At 52.9% G+C, this 1054-nt stretch carries 1 pseudogene; it reads left to right on the top strand.

Features of this window, described 5'->3' with window-relative positions:
* Positions 1 to 45: 45 nt before the first annotated feature.
* Positions 46 to 1054, top strand: a pseudogene (locus ABRZ28_RS24235) (IS3 family transposase); the annotation flags it as partial.

The raw sequence follows: 1054 nt of genomic DNA, 5'->3' as shown, positions 1-1054 counted from the left end.
TGAACAGAGGTGATATGCTCACCTCAGAACAACACAGGTGCTCCAATGAAAAGAAGAAATTTTAGTCCTGAATTCAAACGCGAATCTGCTCAGCTGGTTGTCGATCAAAACTACACCGTCTCTGATGCCGCTAAGGCTATGGATGTAGGTCTTTCCACGATGACGAAATGGGTCAAACAACTGCGTGATGAGCGTCAGGGCAAAACGCCAAAAGCTTCCCCGATAACGCCGGAACAAATCGAAATACGTGAGCTCAGGAAGAAGATGCAACGTATTGAAATGGAAAACGAAATATTAAAAAAGGCTACCGCGCTCTTGATGTCAGACTCCCTGAACAGTTCTCGATAATCGGGAAACTCAGGGCGCGTTATCCTGTGGCCACACTCTGCCATGTGTTCGGGGTTCATCGCAGCAGCTACAAATACTGGAAAAACCGTCCTGAAAAGCCAGACGGCAGACGGGCTATATTACGCAGTCAGGTACTTGAGCTGCATGGCATCAGCCACGGTTCGGCCGGAGCAAGAAGCATCGCCACAATGGCAACCCAGAGAGGCTACCAGATGGGGCGCTGGCTTGCTGGCAGGCTCATGAAAGAGCTGGGACTGGTCAGTTGCCAGCAGCCGACTCACCGGTATAAACGTGGCGGTCATGAGCACGTTGCTATCCCGAACCATCTTGAGCGACAGTTCGCCGTAACGGAGCCCAACCAGGTGTGGTGCGGTGATGTGACCTATATCTGGACAGGTAAACGCTGGGCGTACCTCGCCGTTGTTCTCGACCTGTTCGCAAGAAAACCAGTGGGTTGGGCAATGTCGTTCTCGCCGGACAGCAGACTCACCATGAAAGCGCTGGAAATGGCATGGGAAGCTCGCGGTAAGCCCGTCGGGGTGATGTTCCACAGCGACCAGGGTAGTCATTATACAAGCAGGCAGTTCCGGCAGTTACTGTGGCGATACAGGATCAGACAGAGTATGAGCCGGCGCGGAAACTGCTGGGATAACAGCCCAATGGAGCGCTTCTTCAGGAGTCTGAAGAACGAATGGGTGCCGGTGAC

The organism is Brenneria sp. g21c3, assembly GCF_040240345.1.
GTDB lineage: Bacteria > Pseudomonadota > Gammaproteobacteria > Enterobacterales > Enterobacteriaceae > Brenneria.
Note: the sequence above shows the minus strand (reverse complement) of the source record. Positions and strands in the feature narration are given on the sequence as shown.